Source organism: Candidatus Uabimicrobium helgolandensis, assembly GCF_041508025.1.
Classification (GTDB): domain Bacteria; phylum Planctomycetota; class Uabimicrobiia; order Uabimicrobiales; family Uabimicrobiaceae; genus Uabimicrobium; species Uabimicrobium helgolandensis.
Genome location: NZ_CP165719.1, coordinates 1,759,836 through 1,781,940 on the forward strand (window position 1 = coordinate 1,759,836; position 22,105 = coordinate 1,781,940).

The window sequence follows — 22,105 nt, forward strand, 5'->3', positions numbered from 1 at the left end:
GTTCTCAATTTAATAGTCATAGCGTCTGTGAGTTACGATTACAATTGAATGTGATAATTTTTGCCCTAGCTAAATAGTATTATTTGGACTATTCTTTTAAATGTCGGGAAGCCAATGATAATTTTATTTTAAAAAATGACAGAATCATGACATACCTATGACATAGTAGTTCTATAATAAATCCAAAATGTTTCTGTTATGAAATTGGAGGTATTATGAAAATCTATATTTATATATTGTTTTTTGTTATGGCTAGCTGTTCTCACTCTACAGTATTCCAAAAAGAAACAATTATTCGGTCTGATATCGAAGCTACAAAGGGTTTACAAAAATCGGTTGAATCTATACCCATTACTACAAAAACAAAAATAAATACTGAAAAGACTGAAAATGTACAAATATCAGTCGAACTCACGTCCACAAAAACAAATATTAATTCTTACGCTGAAAAAATTACTTCAAATATTAATGGTACTAAAGAAATTACTTCAAAGAAATTTGAATATAAAATATCGGGTCCTTACACCTATCGGAATTTAACTGTTTATTTACTACATGGTGAAAATACGATTAATTTGAAAAATGTGATTACATTAGAAGAAGCGATGAAAAATGGTAAAGCCACAGTTCACGAAACTAAAATAGTGGGGAAATTGACTATCGAAAACTTAGGTAATAGTCCCATATATGTACACGCAGGCGATATTTTAAAAGGTGGTAAGCAAGATAGAACAGTAGCCCGCGATGTAGTTGTTTTACCGAATAGCGGGCGAAAAGCAATCAAAACTTTTTGCGTTGAATCAGGTCGGTGGAGTAAGAGAAACGATGAAAGTGTAGAGACTTTTCATTCGAATGATTACCAAGTGGCTAGTAAGAAGTTAAAATTAGCAATTAAATACTCTCAAAATCAAAGAAAAGTTTGGAAACAAGTTAAAAATCTTCAACAGAAGCTGTCGGGCAATTTAGGGGAATCTGTTCGTAGTAATGTCTCTAAATCTAGTATGCAATTAACCCTCGAAAATAAATTAATTTATGATAAAGTGCAAAACTACATTGATGCTTTACATGATGTGGCTCATAATAAGAGTGATAGTATTGGTTTTGTATCTGCTATAAATGGAAAAATTAGCCAAGTAGATATTTATGGTTCTCACGATTTATTTCTCAAACTGTGGAGAAAACTTCTCCATTCGTCTTCGGTAGAAGCTTTGTCTGAAAAATCTGTTGCCCATGAAGTACCCGATATTTTAGCTGTAAATAACTGGTTACAGAAAATGCGGAGTGGAAAAAGAAAACGAGTAAAAACTGATACGAATACACAACTTCTATATCAAAGTAAAGATTCTATAGGCGAAGATTTGTTTTACGGAGATGATTCTGATGATTTACTTCACTCTAGTTTTTGTGATTTTGGAGATGATGATGAATCTTTGATCAATGAAGAATCAGAAAATGACGAGGATTACGATGATATATGGAGTGATGACGAAGATTACGAAGATGACGAAGATGACGAAGATGACGAGTATTACGAGGATGAGGATGACGAAGATGATGAGTATTACGAGGATGAGGATGACGAAGATGATGAGTATATCGACGGCTAAGTAGAAGATACTTATTTTTAGATAGTGTTAAGGATACAGAAGAATAATTGTTTGAAACACGATTTGTCATTTGCACAATTTTAAAATAGCTGTTATAAATATAAAATATACAATTTACGATTACAACATTGATGCCTATTATGAAGGGAGATTGGGGTAAATTATATTTAATAGTGAAGTGTTAAATATAGTCCTCATATAACACAAATATGAAAAAATATTTAGTTTTTGTTGTCTGTTGCTTTCTAGTAACTGCTCTTTACGCAGACAATGCAGAATTAGCTAAATGGCAAGGCCTTGTAAAGAAATATGAAGGTTTGGCTAAGAAATTTTCGAAAAACTTTAGCGCTGCTAAAGGTCGTTATGCAAAAGCTAAAAAAAGTGGCGATGCTAACGGAATGAAAAAATGGAAGAGTGTAGCGAAAAAATATCAAAAAAACTTAGGTGTTGCAAAGTCTCGTTTAAAAGCGGCGCAAGCTAAAGTTGCTGGTCTTTCCCAGGGCGGTGGAACAACACCTCCTCCTGCTGGAGGAGGTGCAGAGATTAACTTGACAGCTGAAGACAAAGCGATGCTTAAACTAATTGATAGCCAAAAGCCTTTAAAAACAGACCCTAAAAAAGTAATGACCGCAAATAAATGTGGTAACTGTCATAAAAAAGCTGTAGGGGTTTGGAAAAAAACGCCACACTTTAATACTTTTAAAGAATTGCATAAACGTCCTCGCGCAAAATCTATTGCCAAAAAAATGGGTCTAAAAGGAAGCATTAAGCGCAACGATTTTTGCGCAAGATGTCATTATACACGTCAAGAAGTCAGAGGAAAGCCAAAAGCAATCTCTGGTGTGTCTTGTGAATCATGTCATGGAGCAGCAAGAGACTGGATCAACATTCACAACGACAGAACTAAGGACAGGATGGGAAGACTTAAAGTAGCCACTGGAAAAGGCATGTATAATACTGAAGATATTTACCAAATAGCACAGAATTGCTACCAGTGTCATAGCGTTGGTAATGAAAAATTGGTAAATGTGGGTGGCCATAAAGCAGGAAGCGCTAATTTTGAAGTTGTGGCATGGTCGCAAGGTTTAATTCGTCATAACTTTGTTCGTGGTAATAACACAACCAATGCGAAAAGTGCACAGAAGAGATTACGTGTAATGTTTGTTGTTGGTGCAATGCTCGATTTAGAGTATGCTCTTCGTGGTGTGTCAAAAGCTACCCAAAAAGGAGCGTATTATGATGCAAAAATGAAGCGCACGAATATCGCCTATAAAAGACTTGTTGCGGTGAATAATAAGTCTGGTGGAGTTCCTGAGATTGAAACTTTACTTACTTTATTTAAAAAGTTAAATTTTAAGAATAAAAGCAACCTTAATCAAGCGGCAAATTTTATTACTTTGCAAGCACGAAAATTCACTAAGAGCCATGATGGTGGTAAGTTAGCATCTCTTGATGCTGTTCTTCCAGCTGAAAGCAAGTACAAGTGGAAAGCAACTCCACGTAAGTAGTACATAATAAATTTTGATGCTCAAAATGAGCATCAAAATTTGTGATTTGCTTAGAAATCATTCTCGTGTGGTAGAAAATTCTCCGCGATCATACACCTCACACTTCCTCCACCATACAATTCGATATTTGGAATCGCTATTGGTACTAACCGTACATATTTTTCGAGTTGAGTAATTTGCTTAGAATTTAGAGAATTGAAAGCTTGTTGCGAAATAACTAAAAGGTTTTCTTCTTTCTCATTCCTAATTTCCAGCACATTACCAGCAAAAGAATGTAATTGTGAGTAATCAATATTGACAATTTCCCGCGAACTGTTTTTTAAAGAATTAATAACTCGTTCATGTTCACCTGCATTTTTGATTGATTCTTCGCAAATAACCGCAAATTTATCTCCAATAGACATCATGACATTGGTATGGTAAATAGGGTTACTGTTCTCATCATATGCGTGAAATGAAACGGCTTCATAACCCAGTTTCCGGCAAAACATGTCTAGCACTTCTGAATAACTACGAGAAGAGTAACACATATAGGCTAGTTTATCTTTGCGATCAAGAACAACACTTCCTGTTCCTTCCAAGTATCTGTTTTCGTGTTCTGATAAGCTCAAGTTAGTTATTTCAGAAAACAAAAACAGATGTTTGTTTATCAATGTGTCAAAAATATCGAGACGTCTTTCTTTACGGCGATTTTCTGCTTCTAGAGGATAAAGAACAACTACTCCGCTATCGTGAGTTGAAAACCAGTTATTTAAAAACACTGCATCTGGTTTCTGCGGTAGAGGAGTGTCTTCTATGACAATAACATCAACAGCATTCTTTTGTAAAATTTTAACCATATTTGCAAATTCATTTTGCACTTTCTTTTGTATATTTGCTGGCATAGTTGTTGATGATTGAAAAGCATTCGATTTTCTCGTTTGGTTGTTCGCATTAAAATTAGCTGGTCGTATCATAATGAGCGATTTTGTTGTTTGGTTGTTCATACGTTGTTTTCCAATTAACGTGGTTGATGAAAAGACTGCTTTTGCTTTTTGAAAAAGCGTTTAAAGGCTTTTTTAACTTTCCAGTCAGAGCTAACAAACAAGTAAAAACAAGTTGCAACCCCTAAGCAAAATCCGACTAATAGTATTGTAGTTGTTTGTTTGAATTTTTTCCAAGCATTTGGTTCGCTATTATCTTTCTTTTTTTCGAGGAAAAATTTTAGCAGAGTTAGAACAATTCCAAGAACTGCTGAAATAAGAGCAACAATTTCGGGGTCGTTTATAACTAAAAGCATAGTGTTCTCCTGTGAGATATGGGCATTTTTTCTGTAAAAAAACGCACGAATTGACGGTGCAATTTATTAAATATCACTACTACATCTTAGGTGGTTTTACTTCGCGAACAATCGCTCCGTATTTATCACTTAGGATTAGAATAGAAAACATTTGGACACTGTCTAAGTGATTAGTATTTTTAGAAGAAGTGTAGTCAAAACGACCACGAAGATCCGTGTAGCCATCTTTGTAAAACTCAACAATATTGTCTTTGTGTTTAGCATACACTTTAATATATACTTTGCTTAGCATGTCATTATTGCTTCCATGGCGTACTTGTAGCTGTCCATAGTTTTGTGAAATGTGCAGTTTTAGATTATGAGGATAGTAGGCAAGTGATTTAGTTTTACTTCCTGCCACAATCTCTATTAAAACATTTTTTTCTGTGTATTTTAACGGTAAATTATGAACTAATTTTTTTTGCTTTTTATTTAAAGAAATTTTTTGAGTTATGTTTGGACGTATAATAGAGAATTGTCCTGTGGTACTTTTGACAAAAGGGTTGCGAGAAAACAGTAACTCGATATCCATTGGATAGTAGTTAATTTCGCAATTTTCTAGGTTATGGTAGTTGAGATGAATTTGTTTTTGGTCTACTATAAACTCGAAATCTTCTTCAAGGTCGGCGAACTGTTTTTGTTGATCTTGTACATTCTCGATAATATTACTTTTATTTTCGATTTCTTTTACTTGAGATAACACATTATTAAACATTGTACGCCAGCGTTTTATAGGGTAAGATTCATATTTTCTGGCTATGTTTTTCGCTTTTTGTGGTTGCTCAAGACAAAATGAAATGTAAGCTTGTAAATAATCATATTGAATTTGAGTTTCGAGGTTTTCGTTGTTAATACGATTTACGATTGTGAGCGCATCATCAATTCGATCTTGGGCTAATAAATAGATTGCCCAAGTGAGAAGATCTTGGTCTGTTAGTTGTGGACGATAACGCATATAGGACATAAAAGCATTGTACTGTTCAAAAAAATGATGATTGAGTATTTTGCGTTTTTGACCTAACTGATTTATGCGCATGTTAATTAAAGGCCAGTATTCACGGTGCTGATATTCTTGTTGTTCTACAGAGTTTATGTTGAGAATACTCGCATTAATGTACATGCCACAATATTCAGAATATTCGGTGGTTGCAAGGTAGTCAGCTATATCTTTTGGATTATTGTTGTGAAATAGAGTATATGACCACAATGTGTCATTAAAGACTTGACGTTTTTGCAAAATTGGTAGCGCTCGTGAAAAGAAATTCAATTCTTTCATACGAAAAGCTATTAAGTCAAGATCAATGCGCTGAAGATTTTGTGTGCGTAAGTAATTGATCACTTGGTCTTCTGTGCCATGTTGGGAAATATATTTCCACGATGAAGTGTCTTGTTTTGACAATTGTTTCACAACTTTAAACAAGAAAGGCTTTTCGTGGGCAACGATCTTTTCATTTTCCGAAATGTGTACTGGATAGAGATGATAGTTTCCGGTAAATGGAAAATAGAAATAGTATTCAATAGCTTTTGTTCCATATGCTTTTAATTCAACGTAACGACTATCGGTTTCAAATCCATCTGATACTGGAATAGCTCCTTGTGGAATCTGCATCAACGCATTTACTTTTCTTTTTGCAGAAGTAGGATTGGTTATGATGATCTGACAACCATATACACTACCTATTAGGAATTCATTTTCTACAAATTTTTCTGTTCGTTCATTATTGATATAAGTGTAGCGATCATCGCGTGCAAAGAATCTCTGACGCGTGAGAATTGAATCATTATTTACCGCTGAAGTTTTTTCAATTTCTTGGTGAAATACAATTACATTACTTCCAGGGGACAAGGTCATTTTTTCATTATTGTATTCTACTTGATGATCTTGAGGAGAAAATGGTAAATCAAGTACTGCAAGAGCTATAATCATTTCCGAGAAACTATTTGTTGCTTCGATCAAATTTGTGGATAAAAAAGGACCTTTAGTATGTCGTGCGTAGTCATGCCAAAAATTATTTACTTTGATTAGATTAGCCTGTTTTTCTATTGCAACATGGTAATAGTTGTTTTCAACCCATTCTTCTGTTTGCACTGGTCCACGGTAGAAAGCTCGCACTTTCTTGCGCTGTACTAAACCAATTTTGAAATTTAGTTTCTTAGAAACTAATTGTTGAACACTAGTTGGTTCATTTTCTTCTGTTTCTGCGGATTCATCTTCGATGTAGTCGTCGTAATCCAAGTCTTCGTCACCAAAATCACTACTAATATCGTCATCATCATCACCACCATCACTCTCATCGCCCCACTCGTCATCACCCTCGCTTTTTTCAAAAACTTTACTTTTTGGCAAGGGTTTTCTTACGGTGATTTTATCTACGGCATCTAAAAACCCTATTTTATCTTTATTAGTGAGAGAGCTGAGAGTTACAGCTGTGCGATACTTGTGATTTAAGTCGTCAGTATTTATTTTGCGTAAAGAGTTTAGGTCTTCTATGTGCTGAAACATATTACTGCTGTTTAGGCGTTGCCCTAATAGAATTTGCTCAAATACATTTAATGACTCAAATATGGCTGGAGATAGATATTTTTCTAAACTATTTCCCAATAACCACTGGTCTAGAAATGTTTTATTTTTTTTATTTTTTAAATATGGCTTAATCACTTCTGTAAAAAACTTGTGATCTTTTTTGTAGATGAAAAAATTTAACTCATGACAGGAATATTTAGAATATAAATGATTTTTTTGTACTGTTTTTAGTCTGTTCCAGCGTAAGACAAAGTCAAATTCTTTTAAATTGTCATTTTTAGTTAAAGTCGAGAACAAGTTGTGCACTTTTTCCAAAGAGTCGTATACTTCCACTTTTGCAGTGCTAATGTTACTAACACTAAACAAACGTCCAGATAAAACAGCACTAGTTTTTTGGCGCTGTGTGTAATGGTTCTTTTTATTGAGAACTGTAGTTAGACGTAAATCTTGATAACTTTCTTTCATCTGTGGTAAACTTAATTGGCGATAAACGGTGTCATTATCATCTACGGCTAAAATATGTAAATGTTGGCGTGGTTGTAAAGATGAAATTGATAGAGAAATTACCCCTTTTTTATCAGTTTTGAGATTCGCCAAAATCAATGAAGTATTTTTTAAAAAATTCAAATTACTGTAATCTAAGGTTGCGTTTTCTTTGCCATCAGCGTAGTCAGCACTCATTTTTGTAACAAGTAGTTTCTTATGGCTTTCAACGTTATCCCAAGCTTGCCTTTGATGAAAAAAATGATTATTATTATAGGTGTCGCGCAGTGCCCAAGGATTGAGTAATAAGCTTGGCCGCCGCAAATGATTTCCTGGGTATTTGGGCCCGTACTTGCGGTTTAGAATATAGCGATATTCGTCGCCTATTTTTCTACCGGAAAGATATAGCGATTGAGGCAAATCTATTATCTGTGCTTGTATATCATTTGTTTTTGTTGTTTTAAGAGTATTATAGATATTGTTTTTGGGAACAAAGTGCGTTGCCACTACGTGCACGCGGGTATTTTTTGTGTGGTTACGCAGCTTTATACGTACGGCGTCTTTGTGGCGACGAACGTTTGCGATATGGAGTGAACGCTTGTTTTTATACTGTATATAACGATTTTTTCCTAAAATATAGTTGTGCTTTTTTTGCCCTTGTACAACGCGAATGGCAATATTTTTTTGTGCGCGTTTTAACCATAATGAGTAGTTACCGGCAGCTAGGTTTTTGATTTCTAAAAAACCATTTTTTAATGATACATGATCATTTTTATCATATATAAAATTCCCACCGCGCATCTCTATAAGTGAACAAATGTCGCGAGTATTACTTTTTTTATGAAAGATTGGTAGTGATAAAATCTCACCGACAGCAATATTGTAAGCTTTTAGATAGGAACAGTTATTGTGGCTGAAAGGCCAAGAATGTTTGGCGTTTAAAGTAGAAGCTTCAATAAAACTAATATCTTCTAGCTTACCAAGATACGCGCGTCCTTCTTCATCTGTCTGTAGAGTAAAATGTATAGTTTTTTTATAATTGCGGTGCTTGCATTCTATATTGACAATGCGTTTTTTACATACTTCTCCGGTTTTTCCTAAAATCTGAAGTACGTATTTACCGCCAATATAACGTAAGAAAATGTCTTCTGTACTGTAAGTAGAATCAATACCATTTACTTGTTGCCGTACTGTACTTTTAAGAATATCTTTATTTCCCTTACTGAGATTATCTATTTTTCCTTGTAAGGTAATGGAGAAATTTGTTAGTTGGTTTGGAATTTTGCAAGTGTATATTGTTTCGGAGGTGTCGTGGAGTTTAAAATCCTTTACCTCTTGTATGTTATTAATGCCATTGGCGTCTGTGGTTTTGATCTTTAATACCACATCTTCAAGTAATGACACGCTGATAGAATTACTATGTACATATAGTTTAGGTTGAACGATGATTTGGCATGATCTTTTATTTAACAATTGTTCGCGGTCAATGTATATTTTCGCTTTTAAGTGGTATTTTTCAGATAAATGCTCAAATCTCTTTAACATAGAAAAATGTTCGCTGTTCACTATATAAGATTGTTGGCCAGGACGCCTAGTAAAAGGAATAACCATTTCTCCGCGCTCATCTGCTTTATAAACACGGCCACCATAATAAATTTGTGCTGTTTTTAGCAGTTTTTCATTGTCATCGTACACGGAAAATACATGACCGGCGGAACCTACTCGTTGTAGACAAACAAGATTACCTTTGCGAATTAAAGCTCTACTACTTTTACCGTTGCCAATACATTCTACAATGTATACTCCTGGTTTTTTTATGTGATCTAACTCAAGTTTTTCAATGTGAACAATTTGCGAATCTTGTGGATAGTGAATCACTTGCTCTTTATTTGCCACCAAGCCATCAATATCAATCGCTGTTGTTATTTTTTTGTTGTGCTTTAGATAATAATTTTTGGTGTTAACGAAATATGTTTTTACAACAAGATTTTTGACATTTTTTATCGCAATTTCTAAATTAACTTTGTCTTTTGAGCTAAAGTATTTAGGGTTGTTTTTCGTAAAATTTAACTCTATTCTTTCGGTAATGGTTTTATATTCTTCTGGAGAAAGAAGACTGTACCAATCATTTGCGTCAATACCATTTGTTATTTTGGTTTCGACAAATAGCTTTTTGAGATATTCGTTATCAATGTACGCACTAAACTCTTCGTAATTATCAGCTTTTTTTAGAAAATGCTGTAAATATTGGCGGACAAGTTGTTCATCATTGCCAATATTTTCTAGTTTTGTGTATTGATTGTAATTGGCACGCATGTTTACTTTTTGTTGTGCATTTCTTAAGAACTCCGTGTTAATGTAATTTACTTTGCGCGGTAATTTTATGTAGCGAATAAAAAAATCTTTTGGGTATTTGTCTTCTTGTAAACTAGCGTGTAAAAAGTTATATAAAGTATGTGCTTTGATAGAGTTTTGAGCAGTAGAAAGTTTACTCACAAACTTCCATAGACGGCTGATGTAGTTAATGCGCGCGATATTGTTTTGCTGTTTATGTGAATTGGGATGAAGTTTAAGAATGTAAGTGTGAATGAAGTTGGAATTATGTATGAGCTGTGGCATACGCGTTAAACATTCGTCTAATTGTTTAAGTAAAAGATTCTTGTGTATTTTAAGAGAACCAAATCCGCGACTATTTTTATATTGTAAGTCAGAGATTACTAATATTGGTAAACGTTCGTGGTCAGGACGATTAATATTTTTTAAAAGTGCATGTGTTGCGTCAGGAGAAAGATCTTCGTTTATTAAATTCTCCCAAACTTGTTGTTCTATGTTTTGTAGGTTATTATCATACAGATTTTTTTTCTGTAAAACATCATTAGACAAAAGTTTATTGTCTAAAGTACTTGGGTATTTTGTCTTGGTGTTATTTTGTTTTTTTTGATCATCAAAATAAAGTTCAAGTTCATCAATGATATGATCAAGAGCTTTTTGTGGCTTTTTGTCATAGTCAAAAATAGCTTGCCTATGTTTAATTTCTTCTAATTGCGAAGTCATTTCGTGTTGCTCAGTCCATTTTGATATAATTTCGTGGACTTTGTCATATTGTTTTTGATGTTGATAGTAAAGCGCATGGTAGTAGAAATACTCTTTGGTACCAGGTATGAGTTTTTTTAAAGCTTTTTTTCTGTCTTGTAGATTGAACCACTCATCAAATCCAATTTCATTTGTTAATAACAAGGATGAGCAAAAAAGTAGTAGTAAGATATATTTCATAGTATCCCTTTACTGAAAATAGTAATTATCGATACAAAAACCTGAATATTGACGCGCTCTAGATAGAAAAGGATAGAAAAATTATGTCAATAATATTTAGTTGGAAAAGATTTTGCGATTTGACTTTATATGAATTATATGAAATTCTTAAAGTAAGGCAAGAGGTGTTTGTTGTTGAGCAAAAGTGTTTTTATCTAGATCTAGATGACAAAGACCAACAGTCTTGGCATTTGCAAGGATTTTGCGGTGACGCGTTGGTGTGTTACTTACGAGTTATTGTTTGCCCTGATAAAATTAAAATAGGAAGGGTTCTTACATTGCCAAACATGCGTAAAAAAGGTGTTGCTAGATCCACCGTAGATTACGCTTTACAAAAAATCAATGATCAGTTTTCTAAATTTGCGATAGAACTAGCGGCACAAGTTCACTTGCAAAAATTTTACGAATCTTTTGGATTTAATGCTATCAGTTCTCCATACGATGAAGATGGCATCATGCATATTGATATGAGGAAAGAACAATGAAATACTTACCACTTATTTTGTTTTTGTGTATATCTTGTCAGTTGGCTGATAAAAAATATGACCAGGAGCATGTGTCAGAACAAATTTTAGCTTACGAAGAAGAATTAAAAGCTGTTGTTTCCCTTGAATTGGCAATGAAAGATTACAAAAAAGGTGAAGCGAGTTGGGAAATGTGTAATTATCGTATTGATTTGTACATGTATACTAGAAAAAAGAATAGAAAAAATGACATGCAAGTAGGACCTCCTTTATCACAAAGGCCCACAGAAGAAGAATTTCGTCGCGCAGAGAGCTACTTACTTGATGCTATTCACAATTGGAAGAAAAAACGCAGTTAATGTCATTTGTATCGCTAAATCTTAACAAAATATTAGAGACGACTTTTGCTAATGATTTTTTTATGATACACTTTTGTAATTGGAGCTCAATTTTGTTGAAGCTGTTCCAAAACAACTAGTAGGACAAACTACATGACAAATTTAATATCAGCGGATTTACTAGATGAAATTATTGAATTTCGCCGCGATTTACATAAACATCCAGAACTTAGCTGGCAAGAAAAGCGCACTTGCGCCAAGATATGCGAAAAATTACAATCATGGGGAATTTCTCATCGCGTTGTTGCAGGGACCGGAATTATTGCTGAAATTAATCCTGGTTTAACTAACGAATTTTTGGCTTTTCGCGCAGATATAGATGCTTTACCTGTTTGCGAAGAAACGGGCTTAGAATTTTCTTCTGTAAATAGTGGGGTTATGCATGCTTGCGGACATGATGGTCATACAAGTATGCTTCTTGGAACCATAAAAACATTAGCGTTACAAAACCTACCGTACAGTTTACGCTTTTTATTTCAACCAGGAGAAGAACACGGTAATGGCGCAAGTCGTATGATCGAAGAAGGTGCACTTGAAAATGTTGCCGCGATTTTTGGCGGCCATGTAGATAGACATTATACTCCTGGTGAAATAATTATTTCCAGTGGTGCAGTAAATGCTTCTACCGATCAATTTCACATTACAATAAATGGTCAAGGTGGGCATGGGGCTAGACCACATGAAAGTATCGATACTGTTGTAATTGGTAGCCTCATTGTTATGGCATTACAAACAATAGTTTCAAGAGAAGTAGATCCTGCAAAACCTTCGGTAATATCAGTCGGGGTGTTTTCTGCTGGTACTGCGTCAAATGTAATTGCAGGGACTGCAAAACTCGAAGGAACTATTCGCGCATTAGACAATGATGTAAGATATTATTTGAGAGAATCTATTAAAAGAATAGCCCTCTCTGTCGGTGGGCTCCATGGAGCGAATGTTGAAGTAAATTTTATTGATGGGACTCCACCGCTTATTAATGAAAAAAACATGGCTGATTTGTCACAAGAGGCTGCACGAACAGTAGTAGAAAATGAGCAAATAAAAGGATTGTACACTGCAAATATGGGTGGCGAAGATTTTAGCTATTATCTAGAACATGTTCCAGGTAGTTATGTGCGTTTTGGATCGCAAATAAAAGGAAGAGAAAATTTTCCTGCACATTCAAGCAAATTTGACATTGACGAAAGCGTGTTGGCTATTGGAGCCGCATATTTCTCTGCTGTTGCAAGAATCGCTGGGCAAAAATTCTTAGAGTAAAAATATTTTAGATGCGAAGAACGGAGAACCTCAGATATTTTTATAACAGGCTCTGAAGTACTTGCTAAAATTTATTACTATCAGAAAATGGAGTTTAATTTTGATTGCTCTTAGTCTATCAAAAGGTAATTTGTCTTTAAAAAAAGCCGTTATACCGGAAATAAAACCTCTATATTCACTTGTGAAAATAACTCTTGCTGGTATCTGTTCCACTGATTTACATCTTTTAAAAGGTTATAAAGGTTTCTCTGGGATTCCTGGACACGAATTTGTTGGAACTGTCGTTGAATCAGAAGAGTCTTTTTTACTTAATAAAAGAGTTGTTGGTGAAATTAACATTGGATGTGAAAAATGTGATATGTGTTCGCGACAAATACCAAATCATTGCCGATATCGCAAAGTTCTAGGAATATTAAATTATAATGGCGTTCATGCAGAGTACGCTTTAATTCCCAATAAAAACTTGTATGTTGTTCCATCTCATATAAATGATAAAGATGCTGTTTTCGTAGAACCTTTGGCTGCTGCTTGCCGTATATTTCATCAGCTAAATATTTCTAAAGATACGAGCGTTGCAGTTATTGGTGATGGTAAACTCAGTTTTACTATTGCGACAGCACTGATTGCAAAAGGGTGTTTACCAAAAATCGTCGGAAAATACTCCCATAAACTTAATATTTTTAAGAGTTTAGGGTGTAGTGTACAAAAAAACGATGAACATAATGATTTCCGAAGAACAGATGTCGTCATTGAGTGTACAGGAAGTCCTTCTGGCGTTGATTTAGCTCTTGAAATGATCTGTCCACAAGGAGTGTTAGTTTTAAAAAGTACATACAGTGGCACAACACCTGTTTCTTTGTCGGATATTGTTGTAAATGAAATTAGTGTAGTAGGTTCACGTTGTGGTTTATTTAGCGATGCTTTAAAACTACTTAGTGAACATTCTCTAAATTTTTCGAGTATTGTAGAGAGTATTTTTCCACTGAGCGAAGGAGTTAAAGCTTACGAAGCTGCGCAACGACCGGGAGCCCAAAAAATACTCTTAGATTGCGAACAATAACTAAGTGAGCTGACAAACTAGAAATCTGAAGTGGTGTATTCAACAGGTAACTACTTTTGGGATTACTTATGACCGTAATTCTTCTACTTTCTTTATTATTATTTGCCAGTCTTCTCGTGTTGTAAATGTATGAAAATAATTGAAGTCGAATTTTTTTTTGCGAAATTTTTGCTTATATAAACGTTTGATGATATTAATTTTTAGACTTTCTTCGGAAAATCCACTCCATTTACCTATAACGAAAAATAAATTAGAGTAACATACAGGAGCAACTTCATTGTTATAAATATCATTTAGCATTTGTAAATTGTACTGCGAATTTGCTAAAGTTTGGGCTATGGAGCCATGAAGAAATTCTATGTCAACATCAAGAAATAAATTAGAAATTGCTTTCCAAATGGGTAAGCGTTTATCTAGTTCTAGTGATTCTAATAACTCTAATTCTTTTGCTGTTAGTTCTTTGTTTTTTATAAAACTTTGCCCTGGAAATTCACTAAGAAGTTTATTTTGATGAGAAAGTATCGTTCTTAGATTAGCCCAAGTTAGCGTAGATGCTTGTTTTGTGCTTATTTCAATTTTATGTACGTATCGCTTTGAAATAATAAGAGATAAAATTTGAAAGAAACTTTTTTTTATACTAAAAGGACGTAACGGTACGCTGCGAAGGTTCGCGATATCGATGTATAGCTCCTTATCAGGGATGGCATTTAAAATATAAATACCATTAATATTATCCCAAGCTATGTTTCCCATTCCACCGCTGTAGTCTTTTATTCCTGATTCGTTAGCTATAAGAGCAGGTTGTTTTATTTTTAAAAAAACATGTTCTGCAATCATTAATATATAAAAAAAAGAAATAGTTGTTGTAATAAACAGAAAGACCAAATTAAATCCAGTAACGGCTTTTAAAACCAGTAAATAACTAATAGCACTTGCAAGTATTAAAAAAGCTATGTACCATAGTAATGTAGTTACATAACGATAATTTTTATTTATTTTTATGTTCATCTTTAGTAAGCGAGCATATTACTGTTCGCTAAAACCTTTCATTTAAGATTTTAGGTGACTAGCCCAAGATAGAACTAGGATTTTACTTAGCCACTTATTTGTATGCTTTGATCTTAGGAAATATGATGCGCAAAATAATACTATATATATTTATCATATCACTTTGTGGTTGTGGTACAATTACAAATCTAAAAAGACCTGTTTTGTTCAAAACAGACTACGATACGCCAGAAAAAGGTATAGCTTACTATGGTGGTGTCGGTTTTGATATTGATATGTTAGAAGAAAATATCGCTTTGGGAGTTATTGATATGCCTTTTAGCTTTGTTTTCGATACTTTAACTCTTCCGGCTGTATTTTTTATAAAAAGTTCTGCGCAATTTACAGAATACGAAAGAGAAACTGTTCCACCTCAATCAGTACCTTCTTACTAAAACCCTAGGTTGTTGTGCCTAAAATAATATTTCAAATCCTTATATATTGAACTAAAATAAAAAACTGGTAAAATTTAAAGGTATTGAAATTAGGGCGTATCGACATTTATCTCCTTATAATTTGGTCTTTTAGAGATTAGCTGCGTTACTTTTTAGTTACAGAGCGCAACTTTGCGCTTTCAAAGTGTCTCACTACTCCCTAAAATAACTGACATTATATAAAACCTAAATGTTAGCGCGTCTTACACAAAGTTGTAAATGAAAAAGCAGTCAATTATTTTCGTTACATCTACTGTAGTGCTAGTCCAAGCATTTTCAAAACAATGTTAACCGTTTTTGTAGGTTATTTATTCGTGCTATCTATAATTTGTCCTGTGTACAACGAAGCTGATAATATTGAAAAATTAGTGGAAGAGGTTTGTCAAAAAATACAACTACCTTTAGAACTAATTATTGTATATGATTTTCCTGAGGATAATACACTTCCTATTGTCGAAGAAATATCAGATAATTATAATTTTGCAATTCGTTGTGTACAAAATCATTTTGGTCGCGGCGCACTTAATGCGATTAAGACTGGCTTCATATGTGCTGGTGGTTGTACAGTACTTGTAACAATGGCAGACCTTTCTGATGATCTCGCTGTTGTTGATTTAATGTACAAAAAAATTCATGAAGAAGGCTTTGATATTGTTTGCGGATCGCGCTATATGCGCGGAGGAAAGCAAATTGGTGGACCTATTTTAAAGAAATTTTTGTCGTCATTGGCAGGGAAATCACTATATTGGCTTCGTCGTTTTCCAACGCACGATGTAACCAATAGCTTTAAAATGTATAAAAAACATGTCCTAAAAAATATTACGGTGTTAAGCCAAGGTGGATTTGAAATTGGTATGGAGTTAGTTGTTAAGGCTTTTTTATTGAATTACAAAATCACAGAAATCCCAACAACGTGGATTGATAGAACAAGTGGATCATCTAAGTTTGAAATGTGGAAATGGATGCCTAGTTACTTGCGATGGTATATACACGCTTTTAACAGACGAAAAAAATAATTAGAAAAAGTAGATTATATTATGGATGAAAACATACTTTTTGCACATATTGCTATCTCAAAAAAGTATTTAACAGAAGATCAAGTGAGAAGTGCTATTGGAAAATTACAGCAAAATCCAACCATGAACTTATCATTAATATGTATTAAAAATAAGTGGATTACAAAAGAAATTTTTGATCAAATAAACAATGAGGTCGAACAAAAATTAAATTCGCAGAATGAACAACTAGAAAAGTCTGTGAAAGATTTAAAAGTTAGAGTAACACAACAAATGAAAGTAGTTGAGAAAAAGCCATCGTCATCCATTCTAAAAAAAGTTGCATTAATGCAAGATCGTCCTACGCAAGTGATTCATAAAAGCGAAATAGAAAAAGCCATAGAAACAGTTAACGAAGATAATGTTGTTATTCCACAAAATATCCGTAAAAAAGTAGAAGCCATCCAAGATTATCCAACGCAGGAAATGCAGGCTTTAGATATCGAATCTAGTGATGATTTAGTCACAGATGACATTGTAGTACGCCGGCCAACGCAGACAATGCGCAGTATGTCATCCCAAGGCATTCCCAAAGACTTAACTATAAATAGTTCTGTTTCTTTGCCAGAAAAACAAGCAGAAGATAATAATGATATTCCATCAGAAATTGTAAAAAAAGTCGAAGCAATTCAAGACCATCCTACACAAATTATGAAAAAAGTAGATGTTGAATCGTCTTTGGATCTTTTACAAAATAATAAAGAAGACTTCGTACAGAATCGCTTAGTTATTCCGCAGACAAAGATACTTGAATCTCAAAAGAAAAGCAAAAAACAACAAGCTATGATTCCAGGAAATTTTTTGCAAATGTTCGAGAACCATGAAATTCTAGGTGAAATTGCGCGCGGAGGAATGGGAATTGTCTACAAAGCAAAACAAAAAGACAACAACCGTTTGGTGGCGATCAAGGTAATGAAAAGATTTGACGCCACAAACCCTAAGTATGTTGCACGTTTTCACCGTGAAATAGAAGCTGCAGGAAAATTAAATCATCCAAATATAGTTGCCATTTATGATGCAGGAGAAATAGATGGAACGCCTTACTTTACAATGGAATATGTTGAAGGCTTAACTTTATCTGATTATAGAAAAAAATGGCGTATAAATATGAATGAGTCTGTTCGCATAATGAAAAAAGTGGCTCTCGCGATATCTCATGCGCACCGTCATCATATTATACACAGAGATTTAAAACCTGCGAACATCATAATTGATAATGATGGTGAACCACATATCACAGATTTCGGTCTAGCGAAAGATACTTCGATGGCCATAGATTTAACTCAGAGTGGTATCGTGTTAGGAACGCCCTACTACATGTCTCCAGAACAAGCTCTTGCCAACAAAAATCAGATTGGGGCAGCGAGTGATGTTTTTGCTATGGGTGTAATGCTCTACGAATTACTATCTGAAAAATTGCCGTTTACAGCAGACGATGTATCGCACTTGTATCGCAAAATTGCTTATGATAGACCAAGAAAAATAAAGAAAATAAATCGTCGCGTACCTGCAAATTTAGAAACTATAGTTGAAAAAGCTATGTCAAAAAAACCAGCAAGGCGTTATGAATCAGCAAAAGCTTTTTCTGAAGATTTAGAACGATATTTAAACAATGAACCAATTATGGCGAAACCACCTACAATTTTCCATATCATTACCGATGAAGTAGAACGACATCAATTTGCGGTTCTAGGAGCTTTATTTGTGTTTTTGCTCATATGTGCTTTTTATGTGATTGTTGTTTGGAAACCTTAGAACGCTTATTTGCTTTTTGGCTGATTGTCTGTTATTATTATGGTGTGTTGTCATTTATAATTTAGCTTTTTTAGAGATTAGCTTTGTTATCTCGCTACTCCTAAAATAGTGGCATTATAAAAATCTAGATGTCGACACGCCCTAGTAGATATATTCTTATTTGAAGCTTTTTTTTAGGGGGTGGTAGCGATCTTTTTGTTGCCAAAATTTTATGAATAATACAATAGAACAAGAAATAGAAAAATTAGAGAAAAACTATATTCGAATTCTACACCAGGAAAAATTTGTAGAACCCCAGATTTTAGATAGCATTCTACAAGAGTACAAAAATTTAAAAGCCCAAAATAAAAAGCTCGAACTTCCTGATTTTTTGCTGGAGAAAAATACCATCAACAAAATGCAACATCGCATTATTGTTAAAAAACTCCGAAATCATGTCAAAAATGATCAAAGCTCTAATTCTAACTCTAACTCTGCTCCTGTAAAGAAAAAATCATACAAGTCCTACGGCCCCTATAAAATTATGGAGCGAGTTGCTAGTGGTGCAATGGGAGTTATCTACAAAGCTGAAGATACAAGAGATGGTAGCATTGTTGCTCTTAAAATCATTCGCGATGGTGGCGATGCTAAAAAAATTCGTAAAGAGCGTTTTGATCGCGAAGCTCGTTCCGCACTTATGGTAAAATCTCCAGGAGTTGTAACAATAAGGGATTCAGGAGAAATCAATAACATTCCTTTTCTTGCAATGGATTTTGTAGAAGGATCAACGCTTGATGAATACTGGGAAGAATTAGAAACAAAAGATATAAATGAAGCTATTAGAATAGGAATAATTATCGCACGTGCACTTGCACATATTCACAAAGCTGGTATTATCCATCGCGATGTCAAACCAGCAAATGTGTTAATGGACTGTACGGTAAGTGAACCTTTTCCGATGATCACAGATTTTTCTTTGGCGATGATAACAGATCCTTTAGAAAAAAAACTTACTCAGACAGGTGTTGCTGTGGGGACACCTTATTATATGTCTCCTGAGCAGACCTTTGGAATTCGCGAAGACATTGGTCCGCACACAGATACATATTCTCTTGGTGCTGTATTATACGAAATGCTCTGCGAAAATCCTCCATTTAAAGCAAAATCGATACGAGAACTGTATCACAAAATTCAGAAACAACAACCAGCTTCGTTAATGAAGAAGAATCCAAAAATACCTCCGATACTAGAGCAAATTATATTTAAAGCTTTAGAAAAAAAGACAACTTCTAGATATAAAAATTGCGATGATTTTGCTGATGTAATGGAAAAATATCTCAAAGGTGAAGACGTCGTTTTAGAAAAACCGGGGCTTTCAACACAGGTGACTAAATTTTTTAATAGTCACTATCGTTTTATCCGTAAAGCTACTTTAGCAGCAATGGTTTTGATTATCATTACAATGTCTTTTATTTTAATGTTTGGCAATTCTACCCCTGAGAACAACTCTACTGTTGTAAATAAGAAATCCGATGTTCAACAAAAACTATTTATTCAAGAACTTTCCCAAGCCAAGCGATTCCTTTCTTTTCCGTCTGTAAATGAGAAAGAAAGTAGTGATAACCTTGAAAAAGCACTTAAAACAGTAGGAAATGCTTTTGATATATACACTCCACCTCTTCACTTAGAAAATTTAATTTGGCAAGCAAATGAATATTGGGTTAGTAAAAGTACGAGAGATTTCTGGTCGCAAGTAGAAAAATGGCAAGAATTACCTACTGACGATTTTCTCATTGCTATTAACAAACTAGAGAAAAAAGATTATTTTTCGCGAGCATTAGCCTATTTCCATCTTGGGTATTTAAGTAAAGCTCTTGACTCAATGGATAAATATTATCAAGAAGACGATCTCACAAAATCTCTTCAAGCGCGGCTTCAATGGCTCATAGGTATTCGTCATAAACAAGCGAAAGCTAAACTATCATCTTTAAAGAGTGAAATTTTTACGGACTCTAGAGGAAATTTTCCGTTATTGTTAGTGGCAAATAATCATGTAGTTGAGGCGCACAATCTCGCCTTGAAATTGGTAGATGAAAATCCTGAAAATTCATTATGGAAACTTGTTTTGGGAGTTGTTTACAAGGAAATTGGTCTTTTGCGTTTGGCGGAAGAAAAACTAGGGCAAATTGACTCTCCTGTTGAACTTAAAAATGCTGCTTTGTTTCACAAAGGTCTGTGTTTAAAAAAACAAGCTTTGCACCAAGACGCGATAGATGAATTTCGCAGCATTCTTCAAGAACAGCCATATTCTCCTCAAGCTTTTTATGAATTAATTGCTTGTGGAATTGAGTTAGGCGGTGGCCAGTTAAGTGAAACAATAAAGGGAAGTGTAAAACGCTACGCAGCAAAAAATTTATCGCGGATATCCGATCATTTAAACTATGAGCAAGCCTCTCTTGTTTATCAATTTTTAAACGAAGAACACGGCCAGTATTTTCAAGACTTTCAATCAGTAGAAAACGAATCAAGTAACTTGTATTATCTAAAAGGGCTTATGGCTTTGACGCAAGCTAGAAAAGGGAAAAATAAATATTATGATAGAGCTTTTTCTCATTTTATTAGCGCGTTGGAGATGGAGCCTTCTCATTACAAGGCCGCATATGAAGCTGCAAGAATAAAGAAAACGCAGGAAAAATACGAAGACGCTTTTAATTATTATAGTCATTCATTTTGGTGTGCACCTAATTGGAAAAAGCGAAAAAAAATATACGAAGAATGGATGGAACTTGCTTTTCAACAACAGCAATACTGGCATTTAGGGCAATTTTTGCACATTCTAAAAAGCGAACTTATTTCCAATAAAGCAAGTAAGTTTAAAAACGGCTGGATTGATTTATGTAAAAAAGCTCAAAATGAGCTAGACAATATGTTACCTGACAAATGGTTACAATTACAAAATCGCGCAATTTCTTATTTTTTAAGTACAGCGAGAACAGGTAGCGTTAAGAGCGAACAGTTGTCCGATTATATTGACCAAGACAAGCAAAACAACTTAGAGGCTCTTTTACTCAAGGCGATGCTATTACATCTAGCAGGAAAACATAACAAAGCTTTGCAGTATATAAATGAAATATCAGAGGCAATGCTTGCTAATAAGAGTCGTTTCTTAAAAGATGAAATTGCATTTTTAAAAGTGAGAATTCTTCAAGCAAAGAACAATGAATTAAGCCTTTACGATGAGTACAAAAGTATTTCTTTTGGAAATCCTCTATACCAACAACGAACATCATATATAATGAGTGTAAATGAATTAGCGAAGAAAATGAAGTCGATAGAGCCCGATAAAGCCATCAGTATGTTAGAAGAAACACTGCGTTCAAACCATAATAATGCTCTAAAGCAAAAAGCAAAAGGCTATCTCCTTTTAGGTGAAATTTATCATCGTCAAGGTAATGATGAAAAAGCTATTTTGAACTACAAGCATGCTGTCGGTGAAACTCCTTCTTGGTATAGACCTTATCTTCTTTTAGGCGAAATCTATGAACGTAAAAATGATTTTGTAACATCCTTAAAGTACTACAATTTTGCTTGGCCTATTATTGTTGAGCACGAGCCTAGTAAAGAAGATTTTGTCAGCGCAAAAATAAGAGAAATTGAAGCAAAAGTTAACAATTCAAACTAGTCCTCTATGATGTTAAGGCGTGCCATCAATTAAGAAAAATTCTTATGTTTTGTCAAAGTTCAAAATTCTAAAGAGTTACGACATCATCGTAGCCTATAACCGTGACCTTGGTCGATTTCAAAAGTAGTCCGAGTAGCCTACGATTACAATAAAGGTCACGGTGACTATTTTATTGATGACAAGCGCTAATATTTTTAGCTTAGATTTTTATTTTTGAATATT

14 protein-coding genes are annotated in these 22,105 nt (G+C 34.2%); 10 read left to right on the top strand and 4 right to left on the bottom strand.

Annotation, left to right across the window (positions count from 1 at the left end; genetic code table 11):
* The first annotated feature begins 215 nt into the window (after nucleotides 1–215).
* Nucleotides 216–1,607 carry an ARPP-1 family domain-containing protein gene (locus UABHE_RS06470; RefSeq protein ID WP_372369437.1) on the top strand — a complete coding sequence of 464 codons (1,392 nt, stop codon included), beginning with the start codon at nucleotides 216–218 and terminating at the stop codon, nucleotides 1,605–1,607.
* A 209-nt stretch (nucleotides 1,608–1,816) separates the two neighbouring features.
* On the top strand, nucleotides 1,817–3,115 hold the full coding sequence (locus UABHE_RS06475) for a cytochrome c family protein (protein WP_372369438.1): 1,299 nt from the start codon (nucleotides 1,817–1,819) through the stop codon (nucleotides 3,113–3,115).
* Between the two features lie 50 nt (nucleotides 3,116–3,165).
* Here the strand turns inward: UABHE_RS06475 and ctlX are convergent, their stop codons facing one another.
* The 3 genes from ctlX to UABHE_RS06490 all read right to left on the bottom strand — a co-directional run bounded on the left by ctlX (nucleotide 3,166) and on the right by UABHE_RS06490 (nucleotide 10,713).
* A complete protein-coding gene (gene ctlX / locus UABHE_RS06480; RefSeq protein ID WP_372369439.1) occupies nucleotides 3,166–4,101 on the bottom strand; it encodes a citrulline utilization hydrolase CtlX in 936 nt (311 codons plus the stop codon).
* Between the two features lie 14 nt (nucleotides 4,102–4,115).
* Nucleotides 4,116–4,394, bottom strand: a complete 279-nt coding sequence (locus UABHE_RS06485) for a hypothetical protein (protein WP_372369440.1) — start codon at nucleotides 4,392–4,394, stop codon at nucleotides 4,116–4,118.
* Between the two features lie 79 nt (nucleotides 4,395–4,473).
* The gene (locus tag UABHE_RS06490; RefSeq protein ID WP_372369441.1) at nucleotides 4,474–10,713 is read right to left on the bottom strand and encodes a hypothetical protein; all 6,240 of its coding nucleotides are present in this window, start codon (nucleotides 10,711–10,713) and stop codon (nucleotides 4,474–4,476) included.
* Between the two features lie 83 nt (nucleotides 10,714–10,796).
* Here UABHE_RS06490 and UABHE_RS06495 point away from each other — a divergent pair, with 83 nt between their 5' ends.
* The 4 genes from UABHE_RS06495 to UABHE_RS06510 all read left to right on the top strand — a co-directional run bounded on the left by UABHE_RS06495 (nucleotide 10,797) and on the right by UABHE_RS06510 (nucleotide 13,931).
* Nucleotides 10,797–11,237 (top strand): GNAT family N-acetyltransferase, encoded by a 441-nt coding sequence (locus tag UABHE_RS06495; protein WP_372369442.1) that lies wholly within the window; start codon nucleotides 10,797–10,799, stop codon nucleotides 11,235–11,237.
* On the top strand, nucleotides 11,234–11,575 hold the full coding sequence (locus UABHE_RS06500; protein WP_372369443.1) for a hypothetical protein: 342 nt from the start codon (nucleotides 11,234–11,236) through the stop codon (nucleotides 11,573–11,575). Before UABHE_RS06495 ends, UABHE_RS06500 begins: the two co-directional genes overlap by 4 nt.
* A 132-nt stretch (nucleotides 11,576–11,707) precedes the next feature.
* Nucleotides 11,708–12,871, top strand: coding sequence for a M20 family metallopeptidase (locus UABHE_RS06505; RefSeq protein WP_372369444.1), 1,164 nt, complete (start codon nucleotides 11,708–11,710; stop codon nucleotides 12,869–12,871).
* Between the two features lie 100 nt (nucleotides 12,872–12,971).
* Entirely contained in the window at nucleotides 12,972–13,931 is a 960-nt protein-coding gene (locus UABHE_RS06510; protein WP_372369445.1) for an alcohol dehydrogenase catalytic domain-containing protein, read from the top strand.
* Nucleotides 13,932–13,997: 66 nt separating this feature from the next.
* On the opposite strand, the gene UABHE_RS06515 is transcribed toward UABHE_RS06510, so the two are convergent.
* Nucleotides 13,998–14,939, bottom strand: coding sequence for a hypothetical protein (locus UABHE_RS06515; RefSeq protein WP_372369446.1), 942 nt, complete (start codon nucleotides 14,937–14,939; stop codon nucleotides 13,998–14,000).
* Nucleotides 14,940–15,061: 122 nt separating this feature from the next.
* Here UABHE_RS06515 and UABHE_RS06520 point away from each other — a divergent pair, with 122 nt between their 5' ends.
* From UABHE_RS06520 to UABHE_RS06535, 4 genes are all read left to right on the top strand, one after another.
* Complete coding sequence (locus tag UABHE_RS06520; protein ID WP_372369447.1) at nucleotides 15,062–15,373, top strand: YceK/YidQ family lipoprotein; 312 nt, start codon at nucleotides 15,062–15,064, stop codon at nucleotides 15,371–15,373.
* Nucleotides 15,374–15,726: 353 nt separating this feature from the next.
* Complete coding sequence (locus UABHE_RS06525; protein ID WP_372369448.1) at nucleotides 15,727–16,428, top strand: glycosyltransferase; 702 nt, start codon at nucleotides 15,727–15,729, stop codon at nucleotides 16,426–16,428.
* A 21-nt stretch (nucleotides 16,429–16,449) separates the two neighbouring features.
* A complete protein-coding gene (locus UABHE_RS06530) occupies nucleotides 16,450–18,222 on the top strand; it encodes a serine/threonine protein kinase (RefSeq protein ID WP_372369449.1) in 1,773 nt (590 codons plus the stop codon).
* Between the two features lie 211 nt (nucleotides 18,223–18,433).
* Nucleotides 18,434–21,883: a protein kinase gene (locus UABHE_RS06535; RefSeq protein ID WP_372369450.1), complete on the top strand. Its 3,450-nt coding sequence runs from the start codon at nucleotides 18,434–18,436 to the stop codon at nucleotides 21,881–21,883.
* Nucleotides 21,884–22,105: the final 222 nt, after the last annotated feature.